At 41.2% G+C, this 20,174-nt stretch carries 18 protein-coding genes; 16 read left to right on the plus strand and 2 right to left on the minus strand.

The window, feature by feature from the left end; translation table 11 throughout:
* Positions 1-247 precede the first annotated feature (247 nt).
* The gene (locus KHB02_RS01990) at positions 248-2,263 is read left to right on the plus strand and encodes an oxidoreductase (RefSeq protein WP_213145401.1); all 2,016 of its coding nucleotides are present in this window, start codon (positions 248-250) and stop codon (positions 2,261-2,263) included.
* 53 nt (positions 2,264-2,316) lie between these two features.
* On the opposite strand, the gene KHB02_RS01995 is transcribed toward KHB02_RS01990, so the two are convergent.
* Positions 2,317-2,967 carry a cell wall hydrolase gene (locus tag KHB02_RS01995; RefSeq protein WP_213145402.1) on the minus strand — a complete coding sequence of 217 codons (651 nt, stop codon included), beginning with the start codon at positions 2,965-2,967 and terminating at the stop codon, positions 2,317-2,319.
* A 340-nt stretch (positions 2,968-3,307) separates the two neighbouring features.
* Here KHB02_RS01995 and KHB02_RS02000 point away from each other — a divergent pair, with 340 nt between their 5' ends.
* From KHB02_RS02000 to KHB02_RS02025, 6 genes are all read left to right on the plus strand, one after another.
* Positions 3,308-4,819, plus strand: a complete 1,512-nt coding sequence (locus KHB02_RS02000) for an ATP-binding protein (RefSeq protein ID WP_241113668.1) — start codon at positions 3,308-3,310, stop codon at positions 4,817-4,819.
* Positions 4,812-5,498: a response regulator gene (locus tag KHB02_RS02005; protein WP_420848058.1), complete on the plus strand. Its 687-nt coding sequence runs from the start codon at positions 4,812-4,814 to the stop codon at positions 5,496-5,498. The genes KHB02_RS02000 and KHB02_RS02005 overlap by 8 nt, the downstream gene beginning before the upstream one ends.
* Before the next feature lie 239 nt (positions 5,499-5,737).
* Complete coding sequence (locus KHB02_RS02010) at positions 5,738-7,030, plus strand: CitMHS family transporter (protein WP_241113669.1); 1,293 nt, start codon at positions 5,738-5,740, stop codon at positions 7,028-7,030.
* A gap of 26 nt (positions 7,031-7,056) precedes the next feature.
* Positions 7,057-7,200, plus strand: a complete 144-nt coding sequence (locus tag KHB02_RS02015) for a hypothetical protein (RefSeq protein WP_213145405.1) — start codon at positions 7,057-7,059, stop codon at positions 7,198-7,200.
* Between the two features lie 38 nt (positions 7,201-7,238).
* On the plus strand, positions 7,239-8,168 hold the full coding sequence (locus KHB02_RS02020) for an AEC family transporter (RefSeq protein ID WP_213145406.1): 930 nt from the start codon (positions 7,239-7,241) through the stop codon (positions 8,166-8,168).
* Positions 8,169-8,257: 89 nt separating this feature from the next.
* Positions 8,258-9,367, plus strand: a complete 1,110-nt coding sequence (locus tag KHB02_RS02025; RefSeq protein ID WP_213145407.1) for an FtsZ/tubulin family protein — start codon at positions 8,258-8,260, stop codon at positions 9,365-9,367.
* Positions 9,368-9,507: 140 nt separating this feature from the next.
* On the opposite strand, the gene KHB02_RS02030 is transcribed toward KHB02_RS02025, so the two are convergent.
* Positions 9,508-9,948: a hypothetical protein gene (locus tag KHB02_RS02030; protein WP_213145408.1), complete on the minus strand. Its 441-nt coding sequence runs from the start codon at positions 9,946-9,948 to the stop codon at positions 9,508-9,510.
* A 188-nt stretch (positions 9,949-10,136) separates the two neighbouring features.
* Between KHB02_RS02030 and KHB02_RS02035 the strand changes: the two genes are divergently transcribed.
* The 9 genes from KHB02_RS02035 to KHB02_RS02075 all read left to right on the plus strand — a co-directional run bounded on the left by KHB02_RS02035 (position 10,137) and on the right by KHB02_RS02075 (position 20,169).
* A complete protein-coding gene (locus KHB02_RS02035) occupies positions 10,137-10,904 on the plus strand; it encodes a spermidine synthase (protein ID WP_213145409.1) in 768 nt (255 codons plus the stop codon).
* Positions 10,905-11,041: 137 nt separating this feature from the next.
* The gene (locus tag KHB02_RS02040; RefSeq protein ID WP_213145410.1) at positions 11,042-11,197 is read left to right on the plus strand and encodes a hypothetical protein; all 156 of its coding nucleotides are present in this window, start codon (positions 11,042-11,044) and stop codon (positions 11,195-11,197) included.
* Positions 11,198-11,438: 241 nt separating this feature from the next.
* Positions 11,439-12,806: a phenylacetate--CoA ligase family protein gene (locus KHB02_RS02045; protein WP_241113670.1), complete on the plus strand. Its 1,368-nt coding sequence runs from the start codon at positions 11,439-11,441 to the stop codon at positions 12,804-12,806.
* A gap of 21 nt (positions 12,807-12,827) precedes the next feature.
* The gene (locus KHB02_RS02050) at positions 12,828-13,805 is read left to right on the plus strand and encodes an amidohydrolase family protein (RefSeq protein ID WP_213145411.1); all 978 of its coding nucleotides are present in this window, start codon (positions 12,828-12,830) and stop codon (positions 13,803-13,805) included.
* A 12-nt stretch (positions 13,806-13,817) separates the two neighbouring features.
* The gene (locus KHB02_RS02055; RefSeq protein WP_213145412.1) at positions 13,818-14,147 is read left to right on the plus strand and encodes a thioredoxin family protein; all 330 of its coding nucleotides are present in this window, start codon (positions 13,818-13,820) and stop codon (positions 14,145-14,147) included.
* 47 nt (positions 14,148-14,194) lie between these two features.
* Entirely contained in the window at positions 14,195-15,826 is a 1,632-nt protein-coding gene (locus KHB02_RS02060; protein WP_213145413.1) for an ABC transporter substrate-binding protein, read from the plus strand.
* Between the two features lie 21 nt (positions 15,827-15,847).
* Positions 15,848-17,089 carry a CaiB/BaiF CoA transferase family protein gene (locus KHB02_RS02065; protein WP_213145414.1) on the plus strand — a complete coding sequence of 414 codons (1,242 nt, stop codon included), beginning with the start codon at positions 15,848-15,850 and terminating at the stop codon, positions 17,087-17,089.
* 21 nt (positions 17,090-17,110) lie between these two features.
* Positions 17,111-18,571 carry an amidase gene (locus KHB02_RS02070; RefSeq protein ID WP_213145415.1) on the plus strand — a complete coding sequence of 487 codons (1,461 nt, stop codon included), beginning with the start codon at positions 17,111-17,113 and terminating at the stop codon, positions 18,569-18,571.
* Between the two features lie 5 nt (positions 18,572-18,576).
* A complete protein-coding gene (locus tag KHB02_RS02075; RefSeq protein ID WP_213145416.1) occupies positions 18,577-20,169 on the plus strand; it encodes an ABC transporter substrate-binding protein in 1,593 nt (530 codons plus the stop codon).
* The last annotated feature ends 5 nt before the right edge of the window (positions 20,170-20,174 follow it).

The raw sequence follows: 20,174 nt of genomic DNA on the forward strand, positions 1-20,174 counted from the left end.
TTTTGAACACATTCTGCATCGGTATTTATGCAAATAAAAATTGGACATAGGATTAATACCAATACTAGCAAGGAATAATGGTATTTTGATGCATATTTGCAACGGATTGTGCAAAAAAAGTTCAGTTTATCAGAAATTATATAATACTTTTTTGAATTATAGTAAATTTTCGAAAAAATAGTTTTAAAAAAAGTTGGCACGATTTTTGCTTGTAAGTTATATAGAGATATTTTGAGGAGTGATGGACATGACGAATTTTAAACATTTATTTAGCCCTACGACGATTGGGACAACCGATTTAAAAAATAGAATTTTAAGTACGGCACATCAAACAAATCACGTAATCGATGGGATTCCTACCCCTGACATGACAGCTTATCATGTTGCAAGGGCTAAGGGTGGGGCTGGTTTGATTATCCTTGAAGCCGCCGCAGTTCATCCATCCGGTATGCTGACCACCAATACCATTGCAGGATATGATGAAAATGTCATACCTGCTTATTTAGAATTAGCAAGCGGCGTTCATCAGTATGGAACAAAAGTGTTTTCGCAATTATTCCATGGGGGAAGGGAAGTTGTTTCAAGCGAATATCGAAATGCCGCCTGGGCACCTTCTGCTGTTCCGAGCCTCCGCTTCAGCACTATGCCTAAACCGATGAGCATCGAAGAAATCAAGGATGTCATTGAAGGGTTTGCGATTTCGGCAAGGTTAGCAAAAGAAGGCGGTCTAGATGGGGTAGAGATTTGTTGCTCGCATGGCTATCTTCCTGCACAATTTTGGGCGGAACATACAAATTTACGTACGGATGAATACGGAGGATCGTTCGAAAATCGCATGCGCTTTATTGTAGAAGTCATGGAACGGATTTGGCAGGTGGTTGGTGATGACTTTACGGTTGGTATCCGCATGAGTGCCGATGAAATGACCATGGATGGCACAACTGTTAAAGATGCGGTCAAGATCGTGGAATATTTGGTGGAGCGCGTAAGGGTGGATTTTATAGATGTCACGGCAGGTGACTCGAGTACATTTGCGGGGTCCACGCATATTGTTCCTCCTTCACCAATCAAGCATGGGTATCTGACACCGCAATCCTTTAAAATTCGAATGGCAGGGGCAGTACCAGTATTTGTCGGCTCCCGTATTGTTGATCCAGTTGAGGCCGAGCAAATCTTAGCATCAGGAAAAGCGGATGTTGTTGGGATGACACGTTCTTTAATTGTGGACCCCGAAATGCCGAATAAGGCCAGGTCCGGCAATCTTCATTTAATGGATGCTTGTATTGGCTGCCTACAGGCGTGTATTGGTCATTATCATAAAGGATTAACCATCGGCTGTGTGCAAAATCCTTCAGCAGGGAAGGAAAGAGAGGTTGATGAATTAAAGAACAGTCCGCGTGAGAAGAAGAGGGTCCTTGTCATCGGAGCAGGACCTGCGGGGATGCAGGCAGCCGTCACATTGGATGAACAAGGCCACGATGTCGTTTTGGCGGATAAAGAGGATCATGCAGGAGGATTATTGCATACATTAAGACGGGCGCCGATGAGACAAGAACTCGCTGAATCGATGCTCGATAATTATGTAAGAAAGTTATCTAATAGCAAGGTACAGCTTGAACTAGGTTGGAATGTCCAGTACGAAGATATTGTGAAAATGTCTCCGGATGCAATTATCTGCGCTGCCGGGTCAAGACCGTATATCCCGAATATCCCGGGAATACAAGATCCACGAGTGCTCACGGTTGAAGAGCTGTTTAATAAGCGGGACAAACAAATTGGAAAAAATGTCTTAGTATTTGATTTTGCCGGCGATTGGCCAGCAATGGAAGCGGCAATTGAATTAGGGGAAAAAGGCCATCAAGTTACTTTGATTTCGGCGCGGCTTTATATCGGAGAAGAAGTCCATCAATACTTACGAAATGAATATTTGAAAAAGCTCTATCAACTTAAAGTTAAGCTGCGGCCACATTATGATTTGGGAGAAATAAAGGGCGACGGAGCAGTAATTAGAAATCTATTTTCTTATGAAAAAGAAACTTTGGAAAATTGGGATACAATCGTCCTATCGCTTGGACGCATACCAAATACTGAACTCTACGAAAAAATAAAAAATCTAGGTCCGCATGTTTTACAAATCGGAGACTGCCTCGCACCTAGAACATTGGAAGAAGCCACCTATGAGGGATTGATGACATCCTTACAGCTAGGGGTAAAAGGGATGAATAATCGTGGGATCACTTTTAGTGAATCCATTGTTAAATAATAGTCTTAAGCCAGTCCAAGGTAGTGTGGGCTGGCTTTTATGGTCGAAAGCTTTTATCTCTTAAACACATGATCTCCAATAGAGGCGGTTGTCGTCCTTGAATCAAGCCAGCGGCTGGTTGCGATGACCGGATTATAGAAGAATAAGGAATCTCCGACAAGATTTCTTTTCTCATTCAACGCCTCACGCACCGCGTTAATAGAATCATCATCTGCGGGTTTATTAATGGCCCCATTGCGGACAGGCTGGAATTGTCCCTTTTGATAGATAACCTCCTTAATCGAGTCAGGGAATGCCGAACTCGCAACACGATTTAAAACAACGCAGGCAACGGCCACTTTTCCTTCGTAAGGCTCAATCTCTGCCTCGGCCCTGACCAATCTCGCCAACAAATCTAGTTCTTGTTCTGAATATCCCTGATTCTCTTCAAGTTTTAACGCGGCCGATGCCGCTGCAGCTCTAACGGCAACTGTCCTTGCGACCGTCATTTCAGCCTCAGAATCACCAGTATGTATAGTTTGTCCAACATAAATCAAATCGAGGTTTTGAACCTGCGGGTTCCGGTTCGCTAAATCTTGTAAAGTCATACTATGTTCTCTTGCAATCTTAGTCATCGTATCCCCGGTTTTAACCGTATAAGCAAAAACAGGTGAAGCAAATAAGAGTGATACTACTATTGTTAAAGTCACTATTAATTTTATCATTGGTATTTCCCTCCTGGTTGATATAACGTAATCTCTTAGTGTCTATTTCTATGAATTGAAAAAAAAGAATAGTATTACAGTTTGATTTCATAGAAATAACAATTGTGTTATGTTGAAAAAATATAAAGGAGGCCGTTGATAATCGGAAACTAACCGAAAATATGAATTTGCTAGTTTTTAAAGAAAAATCTATATTTAGAAGCTATAATGAAAAAAGAGATTTTTTAAGGGGGTGTGCTTTCTGCAGTCGATAAAAGTTTCCCTTCAAACAAAAATATTCGGTCTTGTTCTGATTCTTAGTTTCATATTAATTTTGCTATTAACGGGATTTTATAGTTATATGGAAAGCAAGCAAATCGAGGAAAACAAAGGAAGGCTGGCGCTGGGAATATCGAGAACTGTTTCATACATTCCGACCATTATCGATGCATTTAAAACGGATGACCCATCCATAACCATTGAGCCTATTGCGGAAAAAATACGTAAAGAAACGGGTGCTGAATTTGTTGTAATCGGAAATAAAGATGGGGTCAGATACTCGCATCCCGAAAAAACAAAACTTGGCAGGAAGATGACCGGAGGAGATAATGACAGGGCCCTTACAAAAGGGGAGTACTATGTCTCCAAGGCGAAAGGGACACTTGGACCATCGATAAGGGGAAAATCTCCGATATTTAACAAACAGGGAGAGATTATTGGAATTGTGTCAGTCGGATTTCTTCTCGAAGATGTCAATCAGCAAATTACCGATAACATCAGAAGGGTATTGATTGTTTCATTATTTGCTTTATTCATTTCGCTAATCGGCAGTATTCTACTAGGCCGCAACATCCGCAAAGATACGATGGGACTTGAACCGTACCAAATTGCCACCCTTTATAAGGAGAAAAACGCAGTCCTCCATTCTGTAAAAGAAGGGATTCTAGCAATCAATCAAAAGGGATACATCACGATGATGAATCAACAGGCGAAGGAACTTCTGCAGCTGCAAGGGTCCGTAAGAAACAGGAAAGTAGATGGACTGTTTCCTTCCAGCTATCTGTATGAGGTGTTAAAAACAGGAAACGCGCAAACAGACAAGGAAATGGTCTGGAATGATAAAACCGTGATCGTGAATTGTACACCAATCATGGATGGAAAAAACGGCATTAAAGGCGTTGTGGCATCTTTCCGTGACAAAACGGAAATTGAGCAAATGATTAATACCATCTCTGAAGTAAAAAGGTATTCGGAGGACCTGCGTGCCCAGACCCACGAATTCACCAATAAACTTTACTTTTTATTGGGCTTGCTGCAGCTTGGGGAATACAAGGAAGCCATCGAGATGATTCAAGGTGAAACCCAGGCACTTCAGTTTCAGAATTCGGTTGTTTTTAAGCAAATAAAAGATACAAAAATACAGGCCATTTTATTAGGTAAATTAGGGAAAGCATCAGAAAAGAAAATAAACTTTGAGATTAATACAGACAGTTACTTGGAAGCAATGCCCGCCCATATTAAACTTTCTAACCTCATTGTCATTCTGGGAAACTTAATTGATAATGCCTTTGAAGCTGTTTACGGAAGTAAAGACCCTGTTGTTAAATTCTTTGCAACAGATATCGGAAGTGATATCATTTTTGAAATTTCCGATAATGGAAAGGGGTTTAATGAGGCTGAAATATCGCTCCTTTTTGAACGGGGCTATTCCTCTAAAATAGGTACGGCGCCGCGAGGATTTGGCTTGTCAAATGCTGAACAGGCTGTATTAGAATTGAATGGGATGATAGAGGCGCAAAGCAATTCTGAAAGCGGCGCTATTTTTACCGTTTATATTCCAAAAAACGTGCAAGGGGATGAGATGGTTGGATAGGATCAAAACGGTTATTGCGGAAGATGATTTTCGAATCGCTGATATGCATGAAAAGTTTTTAAATATGTTTGAAGAAATAGAAGTTGTAGGCAAAGCATTAAACGGTGAACAGACACTTCAAGTGCTTGAGAAGGAAAACCCTGATTTTCTCCTTCTTGATGTGTATATGCCAGATATGCTGGGATCCGATCTTTTGCCTGCGATACGAGAAAAGTATCCGAAGGTTAGTATTATTATGATTACGGCGGCAACCGATAAGGAATTTCTTGAAAAAGCTTTAAATTACGGGGTCGAAAATTACCTGATCAAGCCGGTAAACAAAGAAAGGTTTGATGATGTTATCCAGGAATATATCAAAAAACGTACCTTGCTTTCTTCCACTCAGGAAATTAATCAAAACTATGTAGATCTTCTATTTAGGCATGGAAAAGCGGAAAGAGAAGGCAAAAGCCCTGGGCTTCCGAAGGGTATCGATGAAATAACACTAGGAAAAGTAAAAGCTGTTTTTCAGGCAAGGAAAGATGGCCTTTCGGCAGAGGAAGTTGGCAAAGAAATTGGCGCTTCCCGGATTACAGCACGAAGATATCTGGAATATCTCTCCTCCAAACAGGAGGTAAAAGCAGAAGTGGTCTACGGAATTGTCGGCAGGCCGGAACGAAAATATTATCCAGTTTTATGAAAGAAGGTGGGAATGCCGCCTTCTTTTTTAGCTAATAAGAAAGTATAAATTCAACTACGCCTCTGTCTTCGTCCTCGAGGACTCGCCAATCGGCGAGATTTTATTTATGGAAAAATTCTCCTCTTGTGAACAATATGTACAAAATCTACTTAAATTACGTTAAAAACTTTATTTTGGTAACGTTTTCACTCCTGAGTATTTTGATTATATTTAATTTACAAATAAAAGGGGTGACTAATATGTTAGCAATTTTAGGATTTTTAATGATTATTACTTTCATGACATTGATTATGACTAAACGCCTTCCCGCTATGATCGCGCTTATGGTAGTGCCTGTTGTTTTTGCATTGATCGGCGGTTTTGGAAGCAAAATGGGACCGATGGCGCTAGAGGGGATTAAAAGTGTTGCGCCAACTGGAATTATGATTCTGTTTGCGATTCTGTTTTTCGGTATTATGATTGATGCCGGAGTGTTTGATCCCATTATTTCGACAATCTTGAAAGTGGTAAAAGGAGACCCAGTCAAAGTAGCGATTGGAACGGCTGTCCTTGCCCTATTAATTTCTCTAGACGGGGATGGGACCACCACTTATATGATAACGATTTCAGCGATGTTGCCACTGTATAAACGGATTGGCATGAGGCCACTAACACTTGCTGGAATTGCCGTATCAGCTTCAGGCGTCATGAACCTTCTTCCATGGGGCGGTCCAACAGCAAGAGCAATGACAGCTTTGCATATGGAAATGTCAGATATTTTTACACCGGTGATCCCAAGTATGGCGGGAGGAATCGTGTTTGTTTTATTCATGGCCTTCGTGCTTGGAAGAAAAGAACGGAAACGGGTCGGTGTCCTGCAAATCGATCCTGTCACGAGCAATATGGTAGCTGCAACTTCAGAGGCTGCCTACCTTAAACGTCCTAAGTTAATTCTTATCAACTATGCTCTGACAATCACTCTATTAGTAGCATTAATCCAAGAGTGGCTTCCAACAACAGTCTTGTTCATGCTTGGATTCGCTATTGCGATTACGCTTAACTACCCACGCTTAAGCGATCAAAAAGAACGAGTTGCCAACTATGCAGACAATGCCTTGTCAGTTGTTTCAATGGTGTTTGCGGCAGGGATTTTTACAGGTATTTTGACAGGTACAAAAATGGTAGATGCCATGGCAACTGCAATGATTTCCTATATACCGGATTTTCTGGGTTCACATTTTGCTGTAATTACAGCGATTATTAGCGCACCATTAACCTTTTTCATGTCAAATGATGCTTTCTATTATGGGGTGCTGCCTTTGCTTGCTAAAGCAGCGAGTGTATATGGAATCGACCCGGCATTTCTTGGACGGGCATCATTGTTAGGACAGCCTGTTCACTTATTAAGCCCTCTTGTCCCTTCGACCTACCTCTTGGTTGGAATGGTTGGCGAAGATTTCGGCGACCTGCAGCGCACCTTCCTGAAATGGGCATGCGGCTCGACATTGGTGATGATGGCAGTTGCAATTGTTTTAGGCATTATTCCTTTTTAATAGAAAAGTAGGCTGGGGGATTCAATATGTGGATTATTACCGTCTTTTTAGGAAAAAATAATGTCTCAATGTATGAATTTTATTCTGAGCGGGAAGCAAGGGAAGCGTTTGGCAATGTATCTGGTTGCAAATTTCTTTCTGAGGTGATTTATTATAACGATAAAGAATAAATAGGATTTTTTGTTTTATAGAGAGAGAAGGTTTTTCAATGGATATATTGTTTCATATTTTGCTCGATATCATTTTCCCGATCTTTGTGTTAATCGTGGCAGGTGCCATCTTGCAGCGGACTGTTAAGCTAAATTTATCTACACTGTCAACTTTGACAGTGTATTTCTTATTACCGGCAGTTTGTTTCGTCAATATTTATCAGAGTAAGTTGCCGAAGGCGGTCGTTAGTCAGACGTTAGGCTATTTAATGCTGTTTAACTTTATTCTAATTCTTATCAGTATGGTAATTGCAAAAGCAAACAAATTTGACCGCAAGCTGTCGTCCACATTTAAAAACAGTATGGTCTTAAGCAATTCCGGAAATTACGGTCTGCCGGTCAGCGAAATGGCTTTTGCCGGGAATCCGATCGCCATGTCCATCCAAATCATCATCATGATTTTTCAAAACATACTCACATTTACTTACGGATTATATAACTGTGTTTCTGCCCAGAGCAGCGGGATGGAAGTTTTACGGAAAATTATGCGGCTACCGGTGATTTACGCTCTATTATTGGCTGTATTGTTGAAATGGCTTCATGTGGAAATTCCCATTTATATTTGGAAGCCAATTGAAAATGCATCGAACGCCTTTTTAGCGGTAGCGCTCGTTACATTAGGTGCACAGGTCGCGTATTTAAAAATTACTCACATTTCCCGGCCCATCATCTGGATTGTCATCGGCAGGCTGCTAATTTCGCCGATAGTTGGTTTTTTCGTTATCACAATTCTTGGTCTTAAAGGGATTACGGCTCAAGCATTATTCATAGCCAGTTCCTTTCCGACTTCGAGAAATAGTTCCCTGCTCGCGCTTGAGTATGATAATTACCCGGAATATGCCTCGCAAGCAGTCCTGTTAACGACTATTATCAGCAGTGTTACCGTTGCGATTGTCGTGTACCTTTCGAAAATCCTTTTTGCGGCTTAAATGCACTTATTAGACAGGCCAATTTTTCAATGGATAAGTCTAAATTCGTAAAAAATGAATATTTTCATAGTAGATAAGGAGGCGATAAGGTGAAATCAATCGGCATCTTGGGGGTAGGTCAAGCAGGTGGAAATATCGCTGAAATAGCATCGACGATGGGCTTTCAAACCGCCCTTATCAACACTAATCAACGAGATGGGGCAGTCAATACAAAGGTTGAAAAGAAATATTTTGTCCCAGGGTATAATGGAGCAGGGCAGGACCGTTCAGTCGGTTTACGGGCGGTTCACGAACATTATAGGGAACTGATTGACTTTGTTAAAAAATCCTTTAAAAACGTCAAACTGTTATTAGTTGCTTTCTCGACGGACGGTGGAACTGGGTCGGGAATGAGTCCGCTGTTAATTGATATTTTATTAGACCAGCTGCCGGGTATGAACATCGGGGCAATTGCGGTTGTGCCTGAGCGGAATGTGCTGGCAGGGAATCGAATCAATGCGGCTGAATGCATTGAGCAGATTTCCAAAATTGAAGGCATTTCTTCCGTATTTCTAGTGGATAACGATCAAATGCGTAAAGTAAATCCGCAATCAAGCAAGCAGCAAGTTTATCTTCAGTCCAACCATCAAGTTATGGAGGCCATCAGCCATGTCCTGGAAGTAACACAAAAGAGTTCATTTTACGGCAATTTTGATGAAACGGATTTGATGAATATCCTCAATACAAGAGGAGTAACGTTGATTTCTTCGGCTCCTGTTACTGATGCGAAGACGACGGCGGAAGTGGCCGAAAGCATTCAGCGTTCTTGGGCAAGTTCCATCTTTTGCCCTGTCGATACAGTTGGGGTCATTCGGGCAGGACTTATATATGAAGGGCCGGAGACAGTCACGAAACTCATAAATGTGCCTTCTATTTTTGAGGGAATCGGGGAGCCTTTAGAACTATTTGAGGGAACCTATATAACAGAAGGGGATCCAACGATTACGACGATTTTAGCAGGGCTGTCTTTCCCAAGGCGCCGCCTGCAATCCTTGGAGGAATCACTGGAGAAAAACAAAGAGCGCCTGCAATATCTCGTTAAGAAGGAACATGCAGAAAGATATGAATCCTCTGTTTCCTGGGCTTCCAATCTAAAAGCAAAACCACCTGAACGAAAGTCTTCGGGTGTAACCTCCAAGTTGTCAAAGTATCAGAAATAGGGTAGTTAAAAGGACATCCTCTTTGGTAAGGGGGTGTCTTTTTTACGGAAAAATTGTTGGTAGAGTTTTAACTGAAAAGAGATATAAATGAAAAAAGCGGTGTGGCTGCTCGCCGCTTCACCGCATTTATGCTCTAATTTTTATTTTGATTTTCGTTTAAATAGTTTGTAAAAACCTGAATTATCATTTGTGATATTGTCCAATTTTTGAGCCATAGATGACAGTATTTCGTTTTGTTGTTTAAGTTCTTTAACCACGTTAGATATATTTTCTAAATTATTATTTAGAGAGGATAGCATTTCATTTACTTTTTGTAATTCTGTAACCACATTAGCGGAATTCTCCTGGCTTTGAGATACGATAGACGTCTCCGCATTTGGTGCTAAGGATGCAGGGAGTTTCAGCTTACTAAGTCCAGCAACAGAAGTTAAAAACGAATCATTTTTTAGAAGAGTGGTTGCCATCTGCATCAGGGAATTCATATCAAGTTGGTTTCCTAAATTGCCCGTTAAATTCTTGAGTTTCTCCAAATCCACATTCATCCCAGCAGGATTATTATTTTCAACAACATTTTCATCCATAATATTACTCCTTTACCGTTTATTAAAATCAAAAATTTACTTTATCATATGTTTTACTGCAAAAATGAAGTGTGTGAATAACCCCTATCGAAGAAGTTTTCTATTTTGTTAGTTTCTATGCTATCTATTCATTCCGCGATTAGAACAAATGAATATTCTATAGCAAAGATTCTTATGGAGGCGGATAGATGAATTTTTTTAATGGAAATGATGATTTGGAATTATTTCTTCCCTTTTACGGGTCAACAATAGTTTATAAGACTTCTAGCAGTTATCAAAATATTTATGTAACAGAGAGAGGTGAATATGAAGGAATGCGTGGGAAATTCCGGATGCTTCAGTCTTCATCCAATGCTAGTCAAGGAATCATGAATTTGGAGCAACAGAATAATCTGGTCGTTTCATATATTCGAATTACAGTTGATCTTATCAATCATTATCTACCTGATTTTAAAAAAGGGTTTATTATTGGCCATGGCATTGGTACTGTCAGCTCTTTTTATTCTGAAAAATATATGGTTACGGCGGAAATTGACCCGGTGGTTGTTGAGGTATCAAAGAAGTACTTCGGTCATTCTGGTCATAATGTTGAAATTGGCGATGGACAAGTTCTTTTAAAGAAACAGGAGGCTCATTCTCAGGATATCATTTTTCTAGATGCCTTTAACAGCGATGATGTCCCAACTCATCTAACGACTGAGGAGTTTTTTACTTTGACAGATGAAAAGCTGTCGGACACAGGAATTTTAATCATGAACTATATTGGAAAACTAAAACATGATAAATTCTTGCATACATTATATTCAACGATTTCCAAAATCTATCCTTGTGTGAAAGTGTTTGCGCCAAATCCAAAGAAAATATCGAAGCAGAACATATTATTCGTTGCAAGTCGGAATATTCTGGAGGACTATACTCCACGAGAAGCAGAACCAATTCAGATTTCGGGTAATTAGCTGTTGTTAAAATGATATATGGATATAATAAATTACACTTTTTAACTAGAACGAATCTACTCTTTTCCACATAGCTTGTCTAATATAAGGAGGATACTATCTTCCTTATGTAAAAAAGAGAAAAGGGGGGATTATCCATGGCAGTTACATTGCCTGCTTGTCCAACACTTGGTGATATTGTTGTAGGCCTTGTATTGGTTGTAGCATTCCTATTGGGAAGCTTGCTAGGGGCTCGCGAATCAACTTTATCTTGCGTTTCAGATTGTATTGCCCAAGCTTTTTCTTGTGCATAATGCAGTAAATTAACAGTCTAAGGAAGGACCTTTTTTTGGCCAAGCCCAAGGAGGTCCTTTTTTTAGTGGTATTATTTTTATTCAAAGGCACCCTCTCATAAGCTCTGCTTATACCCCCTATTAAATACTCATATTTCTCACCAGTCTATTATCCTATTATAATCCAAATATACGGAATAGTTTAAAGATACAAAATATTCATCAAAAAGATGACCTTTTATTATTAAAGTAGGGGAGTGAAATGATGCTCACAAAAGTCAAAGCAAATAAGGTAACCTACACAAATCCTATTTTCAACAAGATGACGGAAGAAGAAATAAAAGCATACCAAGAGGATCTACTTAGGAAGCAATTAAAATATGTATACCGAAACTCGGAATATTATCGAAGAAAATTCATTAAGGCCGGTGCTTCACCAGAAGATATTCGGACATTTTCAGACTATCAGAATCTGCCAATTTTCATGGATAAAACGGCTGAAAGAATCAGCCAGCAGGAATCCATGGAGCGGTTCGGCCACCCTTTTGGGATGCATTTATGCAGTTCACCGGATGACATCGTCTTTACCGGTACCACGAGTGGAACATCTGGAGTTCCAACTTTTACTTATAGCTTCACCGAAGAAGATGTAGAGTTCATGAATCGCTATATTCGGCACATGCTGGATTATGGAGGGATCCATGCTGGTGACAGGCTATTATTTAGTCATTCTTTAGGTATTTACGCTACCTCTTCCATCTTGTTTGGGGTCCGTTCCCATGGCGTATTGCCAATTGATGTCGATGTGCGCGCAGGCAGCAAGACGATCTTGCAATATGCGATGATGACAAAGCCATCTGGAGCTATGATGACCCCGTCATTGGCTGAGCATTTAATTACTCGGGCGGGAGAGCTAGGATGGAATGTACGAGACCTTGGGCTGCAAGCGATTTTTACAGTTGGTGAAATCGGCGTTGGAGTACCTGAGGTGAAGAAAAGAATTGAAGAGGCCTATGGCTGTAGAATCTATGATTATTTGGGAGAATTAGGATTTTCCTGTGATTCGGATGAGTATCATGGCATCCACTGTGTAGCACCTGACCTAAACCTGTTTCCGAATGATTTAATCGACCCAGAAACAAAACAGCCACTAGAGATTTATGATGGGGTGATTGGGGAACGGGTGACATCAGAACTAAATTTGAAAGGGCTTCCAAGAATCCGTTACGCAACTGGTGATGTCATTCAGGTGTTCACGAGTGAATGTCCGGGCTGCGGATTTAAAGGAAGAAGAATTAAGTTTGTGGGACGTGCCGATGACATGCTAATTGTAAAAGGGGCAAATGTCTACCCTTCGGCGATTAAAAAAGTCATTTCTACGTTCGTACCCGATATTACAGGAGAACTAAGAATCGTTCTGAATAATCCGCCGCCAAGGGTGGTACCGCCGCTGCAAATCAAACTCGAATATAACTCGGCATTTGACAGAACGAAATTACCTGAATTGGAAGCAAGGATTAAGAATGCTCTTCATACCGAGGCAAGACTGACACCAGAAATCATTTGGTGTGAGCCTGGAACACTAGAGAAATCGTTAACCAAGACACCTCTTTTTGAAAAAAATTACTAGAGAACTAGGAGGAAAAAAGAATTGTTTATTGATTGTTCGAATACATTGCCTGAATTTATTTTTGAAGAGCCAAAGGAAATTGACCCTAATAATACCGAATACCGCTTGCTGTTTGGAAAGAAGTGGGCGCAGCTGGCAGGGATGTCAAAAGAAGAATTTTTCCAAAAAGCCCAGCAGCAATCTGTTGACGCCGTCATGCGGGACGTCTATGCCAAGCTTGAAGAAGAATTCTCAATGGACAAATTTCTTAACATGCTGAGTGAATCGAATATTGTTTATCACGCGATCCACAATATGGATTACGGAAGAGACGGATCCGAGCCGCCTGCCGATCATGATTATGTGGCGGAAATATTAAAGAAATATCCAGGAAGATTTATAGGATTTGCTGGTTATAACCCTCACAAGGGAACCGAAAGTCTGAAAACTGTCCGAAAAGCCTTAACTGAACAAGGGTATAAGGCGGTGGTGATACCTCCGTACGAGCATGGGGTAAAGGCTGATGATAGGAAATATTATCCATTATACGCCCTTTGTGATGAACTGAATATCCCGATTTGGATCCATAGTTCAATCAATTATTACCGCCAAACCTCTGTATTTCTTGATCATCCGTCCAATCTTGAAGCGCCGCTGATGGATTTCAAAAATTTAAAAATCATCGCTGGGCACGGCGGCTGGCCATGGGTACCAGATTTAATCGCCATGCTATTAAAATACGAAAATCTTTATGTTGATACCTCCGCATTCAGACCGAAATACATTGCTGAGCCCAATACGGGGTGGGACATGTTCATGTATTATGCAAACTCCCTTATACAGGACAAAATTGTTTTCGGCAGTGATTGGCTGACACTCGGTATGCCAATCAAAGATGTCATTAGTGAAATCGAAGCCTGGCCACTAAAGGACTCTGTCAGAGAGAAATTCTATTGGAAAAACGCCAATAAGGTATTCAATTTAGGCTTGAAAGCACCCGTTTTAAACAAAAACATGTAAAGGAGAATGGATATGGAAAACATCAAAAATCTAGAACAGTATGAGGAGCTAAAAAATGGAGAAAAAGCGGCGGTCATGCTGTTTTCAGCAGACTGGTGCCCGGATTGCCGGTTCATCGACACGTTTATCGACGAGATTATCGAAAACAATCGTGAAGAGTTTGATTTTTATAAAATAGATTCGGATGCCCGTAAAGACATTTGCGCTGAAGCTGGTGTTATGGGGATTCCGAGTTTAGTAGCTTACAAGAGCGGGCGGACTCTGGCCGAATTCATCGGCAATGATTCAAAAACGAAGGAACAAATTGAAGAATTCCTGGAGGGTGCCAAAGCGAAATTGTAAGCTGTATGCTGTTTTGCTGTAACCTACTAAATCTTTGGGGGAAGAAAATGAGAAATAGAAAATTTGGATTATTAACCATTGTATTAGTGCTTTCTCTTTTGGTATCAGCTTGCAGCAGCACAACCTCTAAGAAGAATGAAGAAACGAAAAGTAGCAAAAAACAGGAAGAACAAGTCTTGATTTTTGGCAGAGGTGCCGATAGCTATTCCATGGATCCTCAGAATGCGAATGAAATTGAAACATGGAGGGTAACGAAAAACGTCTATGAAACATTGGTTGAGTACGATCAAAAAACAACGGATGTGGTGCCGGCATTAGCGAAGGAATGGACTACTTCTGATGATGGGAAGGTTTGGACGTTTAAATTGCAGGAAGGCGTTAAGTTCCAAGATGGGACAGATTTTAATGCCGAAGCAGTTGTCTTTAACTTTGAAAGAATGATGGATAAAACGAATCCTTCGCGGTTTGATGGAACATTCTCGGTATACCGCGGCATGTTTAACGGCTTTAAAGGTGATGGAAGTGTGATTGAAGAAGTGAAAGCTATTGATCAAAACACAGTTCAATTTACGCTGGCAAAACCGCAGGCAAACTTCTTAGCGAATCTTGGGATGCATGCGTTTGGCATCATCAGCCCGGAAGCGATTAAAAAATATGGCACTAAAATCAATGAAAACCCAGTCGGCACAGGACCGTTTAAATTTGAATCTTGGACAAGAAATGATTCAGTTACCCTCGTGAAAAACGAGAACTATTGGAAAAAGGGTTTGCCGAAGCTGGATAAATTGATTTATAAGGTAATTCCTGATAACTCTGCCAGATTAACAGCTTTAAAGAATGGCGAAATCGATATCATGGTTAGTTTGAATCCATCCGATTTAAGTTCAGTAAAAGAGGATAAAAACCTCCAAGTTACCCTTCGTCCGCCGTTAAATGTTGGCTACCTGTCGATTAATAATACGAAAGAACCGCTTGATAATCCAAAGGTTCGTCAAGCGATTAACTACGCGATCGACAAGAAAGGGATTGCGGATGCCTTTTACTATGGTTTAGCTGCACCAGTGAAGAACATGCTGCCATCCTCAAGCTGGGCTTATAACAATGATGTAAAGGACTACGAATATGATGTGGATAAAGCAAAGCAGCTGTTAGCGGAAGCAGGCTATCCAAACGGCTTCGAGCTGCAGTTTTCCGTCACATCCAATTCCCGTATTTACATGCAGCAACCTGTAAAAATGGTCGAAGCGATGAAAACGAGCCTCGAAAAAGCAGGGATTAAAGTAAAGGTTGTTTCCCTTGAATGGGCGGCTTATATTGACCAGCTTCGAAAGGGTGAACATATGATTGGAATGATTGGCTGGGTTGGCGACAATGGTGATCCGGATAATTTCTTATATTCGATGCTGAGCAAAAATAATGCCGTTAAGGGCGCAGCCCAAAACCATACCTTCTATCAGAATGATGAAGTGAGCGATCTCTTGATGCAGGCAAAATCTGTGATGGACCAAAACGAACGGGCTAAGATTTACAAAAAGGTTCAGGAACTTGTCCATGAAGATGCTCCGTCCGTACCGCTTGTAGAAGTAAAGGAGCCTGTTGTTACGGCTAGTTACGTGAAGGGATACGTCCCTCATCCAACAGGAGCAGAAAATATGTATCAAGTCACGATTGAGAAATAACGAAAGAGAGCCGATGAAGAGATGACAAAACCATTAGACGGGATTAAAGTACTGGACCTTAGCTGGGTATTTTCCGCCCCATATGCAACGCTGATCCTGCAGGATTTAGGGGCGGAAGTAGTTAAGGTAGAAAGACCTGGAGCGGGTGACCGCTCTAGGTCCATCCCTCCTTTCAAAGAAAGTGTAAGCGGTTACTTCTACATGTTAAATCGAGGAAAAAAATCAATCTCACTCAATATGAAGAGTGAAGAAGGAAAAAAGATATTTCTGGAGTTAGCCAAAGAATTTGACGTCATCGTGGAAAATTTCGTAGCAGGAACCGTCGACAAACTAGGGATTGGCTATGAAGCCGTTAAAGAAGTGAATCCCAAAATTATCTATGCTTCATTAAATGGATTTGGCAGTGATGGGCCGTATTCACATCTTCCGTGCATTGATGGGATCGCCCAAGCAATGGGCGGGTTGATGAGCCAAAACGGTTTGGAAGGCGGAAAACCATTAAAAACTGGACCGGCTGTGGCAGATTCTTTGTCGGGGATATATTTAACTGTTGGGATTTTAAGTGCCATCATCGAAAGGAATAAGACGGGAAAGGGCCAGCGCATTGAAGTCAGTATGATGGACAGTGTTTTCTCTGTTCTTGAAGAGACGGTCATCAGAACTAGCATGACCGGCGAACCGTTAATGGCCCGAGGGAATAAAGACCCGCTTGGAGCGCCATGGGAAGCTTTTCAGACAAGTGATGATAAATGGGTCATTGTCTGTGCTTCCGGCAATGATCGGTTTACAAAGGTCTATCAAGGAATTGGAAGAGATGACATAGTCAAAGAATTTGAAGGAGATGACATCCCTTCGCTTGAGAAACGGGCAGCGAACCTTGATTATTTAAATGAAATTTTTGAAGAATGGGCAAAAAATCGGACAGCCGAGCAAGTATTAAGATTTTTGGCTGATTTACACATTCCTGCTGGAGAGGTCAAAAACGGAAAAGATTTGATTTATGACCCACACTTAATCGGCAGAAACATGGTGGTTGATGTAGAACATCCGGTCCTCGGGAAAGTGAAGCTTCCGAACCTCCCGATAAAATTCTTTGAGAAAGAAATCGGCCTAAGAAATGGCGATACACCAATTGAACCGCAGTTAGGGGAACATAACGAACAAATTTTACAATCCATACTCGGTCTTAAAGAGACAGAAATCAAACAGTTAAGGGAAAAAGGGGTTATCTTTAATTCTAAAATAATAAACTCCATGCATTAAAAAAATGAGGTGACAAGTTCCATGAATTTTAATGAGTACTCGAAATTTGATGCAACCGATTTGGCGTCCTTGGTAAAAGCAGGGGAGGTGTCCCCCAAGGAATTGGTGCAAGCAGCTTTTGAGGGGATTGAGAAACTAAACCCCGTGATTAATGCTGTCGTCAGCGTTCTCCCAAAGGAATCAAACCAAGAAATCGAAGCAGGTCTTCCAGATGGTCCGTTCACCGGTGTGCCATTTCTTATTAAAGAATCTAGTGCGCAAGCAAAAGGGATTCCAGTCCAGCTTGGCAGCCGGTTTGGTCAAGGAATGAGCACTCTACAAGACACCAATTTGATGGCAAGGTTTCGCAGGACGGGTCTTGTCACAGTAGGAACTTCAACTACTCCAGAATTTGCGTTTAATTTTTCAACAGAATCCGTATTATACGGTCCAACTCGAAATCCATGGAACCCAAATTTAAGTTCTGGAGGGTCGAGCGGAGGAGCTTGTGCAGCAGTCGCGGCAGGAATTGTTCCAATCGCTCATGCAAATGACGGGGCCGGTTCCATCCGTCAGCCTGCAGCAGTGAATGGATTAGTCGGTTTAAAGCCAACCAGGGGCCGAATCCCAAATGGACCACATCGACCAGAGATTTTAAATGGACTGGGCAATGAATTTGCCGTGACCCGCACGGTAAGGGATGCTGCAGCATTGTTGGATTCAATAGGGGGAGCAGATCCAGGTGCCCGAAACTGGGTGGAGAAACCGGCTTTTCTCTACCTAAATGAAATGAAGAAGAGGCCTAAAAAGCTTCGGATTGCATGGACTGATAAACCTTGGAACAATGCGCCAGTCGAAGAAGAATGCAAGCAGGCCTTATATAAAACGGTTCAATTATGTGAAGACCTGGGGCACGAGCTTGTGGAAGCTTCGCCAGTGATTAATGCGGAACAGCAGCTTTTAGCTACGCTACGAATTTGGTCAGCCAATCTCGGCCATAGCATGGAAAAAATAAAAGCAGGTTTAAATCGAATTCCTTCGACAAAAAACCTTGAAGCCTCTAACTGGGCTATATACCAGTACGGACAAAACATGACAGCCTATGAATTATTGGAAGCATTTGAGATTAATAATTCTGTATCAAGGACAGTCGGTCAATTCTTTACAGAATATGACCTATTACTTACACCGGCAATCGCACAATTGCCATGGCCAATTGGCAAACTCAATGCAAATGATCCAAGTCTTGATGCAGAGCAATGGATTGAAAGAATGATGGCCTACTCGCCATTTACCAATCTGTTTAACACAACTGGTCAGCCGGCGATAAGTCTGCCGTTAGGCTGGAGCAGTAAGGGTCTGCCGATTGGAATGCAATTTGCCGCTAGGTTTGGAGATGAAGCTACATTATTCCAATTAGCCGGCCAGCTTGAAGAAGCTCAGCCATGGAAAGATAGAAAGCCCAATCTAAAGCAGTTTCAGCACAAAATGGTGGAGGGATAAGGAGAATGAAAAAAGTGAAAAAAATATTCATGGTCTTCACGATTTTAGCTGTATTGGTGATCGCCGGCTGCAGTGGAAATAAATCAACAGCAAATAAGAGCAAAGAAAAAGGAAACACTTCTGGGGGCACATTAATTTACGGCCGAGCAACGGACACAGTTACGTTGGATCCTCATAATTTAATAGATGCTGAGTCTTCTAGAATATCTAAAAATATTTTTGAAACACTGATAGATTATAAAAAGGATGGAACAGAAGTTGTTCCAAAATTAGCCAAGGAATGGACCGTTAGCGATGATGGAAAGGTTTGGACCTTTAAATTACAGGAAAATGTGAAATTTCATGATGGAACTGATTTTAACGCAGAGGCGGTTGTTTATAACTTTCAACGAATGATGGACGATTCTCATCCGCAGCACAAAGGTGATTTCTCTATTTTTAACAGAACCTTCAAGGGAGTCATACAAGAAGTCAAAGCGCCGGATGAACATACCGTCGAATTTATCTTGACTGCGCCGAATGCTACATTTTTGCCGAACCTGGGAATCACCACTTTTGGCATCATTAGTCCTGCTGCATTAAAGGAGTACGGGGATAATATTAAAGACCATCCTGTCGGAACAGGTCCCTTCAAATTTGTAGAATGGAAGCCCAATGACTCCGTCACGCTTGAAAAAAATGATAAGTACCGGGTTGCTGGTCTCCCTAAGCTTGATAAATTAATGTTTAAAGTAATTCCTGACAATTCCTCCAGATTGACGGCCTTAAAGAATGGCGAAATTGATTTAATGGACGGAATCAATCAGAGTGATTTATCTTCAATAGAAAAGAATGACAGTCTGCAAATCTTTAAACGCCCGGCAGGAAGCCTTGGCTATTTAACCTTTAATCTAGCAAAACCACCTTTTGATAATGTTAAGGTCCGCCAAGCGATTAATTATGCGATCAATAAGAAAGGGATTATCGACACTTTCTATGGGCCGGTAGCCAAGCCTGCAAAAAATATGCTTCCTCCATTTATTTGGGGATATAACGATGATGTTAAGGGATATGAATATAATCCAGAAAAGGCAAAAGCACTCTTGGCGGAGGCAGGGTTTGCAGGTGGATTTGAAACAGAGTTTTCGATTATGTCAACCGACCGTTCCTATTTCCCACAACCTACAAAGGTAGCGGAAGCGATTAAGTCCGATTTGGCGAAAATAGGCATTACAGTAAAAATTGTCAACTATGAATGGGCCACTTATTTATCCAAATTGGTAAAAGGTGAATATGCCTTTGCCGGAATCGGCCGGATTAGTGAGAACGGCGACCCTGACAACTTTCTGTTTACCATGTTAAGTTCTGAATCGGTTCAAAACCGCTCAGCCTATAAGAATGAAAAAGTGGATGAATTACTGAGAAAGGCACAAACCACCATCGATAAGGAAGAGCGTACAAAGTTATATAAAGAGGTTCAGGAGATTGTATATGAAGATGCCCCAACCATTCCGCTTGCATATGTGGAAACACCTCTAGCTGGCGCTGCGTATGTGAAAGGATATGTTCCTCATGCGATTGGCTATGAAAGCTTAGCTGAGGTTTATATAGAAAAGTAATAAAC

Source organism: Neobacillus citreus, from assembly GCF_018343545.2.
In the GTDB taxonomy this organism is placed as follows: domain Bacteria; phylum Bacillota; class Bacilli; order Bacillales; family Cytobacillaceae; genus Neobacillus; species Neobacillus citreus.

Excerpts from the sequence above, each read along its gene's own strand:
- KHB02_RS02075 (WP_213145416.1), top strand. The coding sequence starts at position 18,577 with ATGAAAAAAGTGAAAAAAATATTCATGGTCTTCACGATTTTAGCTGTA.
- KHB02_RS02070 (WP_213145415.1), top strand. The coding sequence starts at position 17,111 with ATGAATTTTAATGAGTACTCGAAATTTGATGCAACCGATTTGGCGTCC.
- KHB02_RS01990 (WP_213145401.1), top strand. The coding sequence starts at position 248 with ATGACGAATTTTAAACATTTATTTAGCCCTACGACGATTGGGACAACC.
- KHB02_RS01995 (WP_213145402.1), bottom strand. The coding sequence starts at position 2,967 with ATGATAAAATTAATAGTGACTTTAACAATAGTAGTATCACTCTTATTT.
- KHB02_RS02055 (WP_213145412.1), top strand. The coding sequence starts at position 13,818 with ATGGAAAACATCAAAAATCTAGAACAGTATGAGGAGCTAAAAAATGGA.
- KHB02_RS02015 (WP_213145405.1), top strand. The coding sequence starts at position 7,057 with ATGTGGATTATTACCGTCTTTTTAGGAAAAAATAATGTCTCAATGTAT.
- KHB02_RS02030 (WP_213145408.1), bottom strand. The coding sequence starts at position 9,948 with ATGGATGAAAATGTTGTTGAAAATAATAATCCTGCTGGGATGAATGTG.
- KHB02_RS02035 (WP_213145409.1), top strand. The coding sequence starts at position 10,137 with ATGAATTTTTTTAATGGAAATGATGATTTGGAATTATTTCTTCCCTTT.
- KHB02_RS02060 (WP_213145413.1), top strand. The coding sequence starts at position 14,195 with ATGAGAAATAGAAAATTTGGATTATTAACCATTGTATTAGTGCTTTCT.
- KHB02_RS02010 (WP_241113669.1), top strand. The coding sequence starts at position 5,738 with ATGTTAGCAATTTTAGGATTTTTAATGATTATTACTTTCATGACATTG.
- KHB02_RS02040 (WP_213145410.1), top strand. The coding sequence starts at position 11,042 with ATGGCAGTTACATTGCCTGCTTGTCCAACACTTGGTGATATTGTTGTA.
- KHB02_RS02065 (WP_213145414.1), top strand. The coding sequence starts at position 15,848 with ATGACAAAACCATTAGACGGGATTAAAGTACTGGACCTTAGCTGGGTA.
- KHB02_RS02045 (WP_241113670.1), top strand. The coding sequence starts at position 11,439 with ATGATGCTCACAAAAGTCAAAGCAAATAAGGTAACCTACACAAATCCT.
- KHB02_RS02020 (WP_213145406.1), top strand. The coding sequence starts at position 7,239 with ATGGATATATTGTTTCATATTTTGCTCGATATCATTTTCCCGATCTTT.
- KHB02_RS02000 (WP_241113668.1), top strand. The coding sequence starts at position 3,308 with ATGGAAAGCAAGCAAATCGAGGAAAACAAAGGAAGGCTGGCGCTGGGA.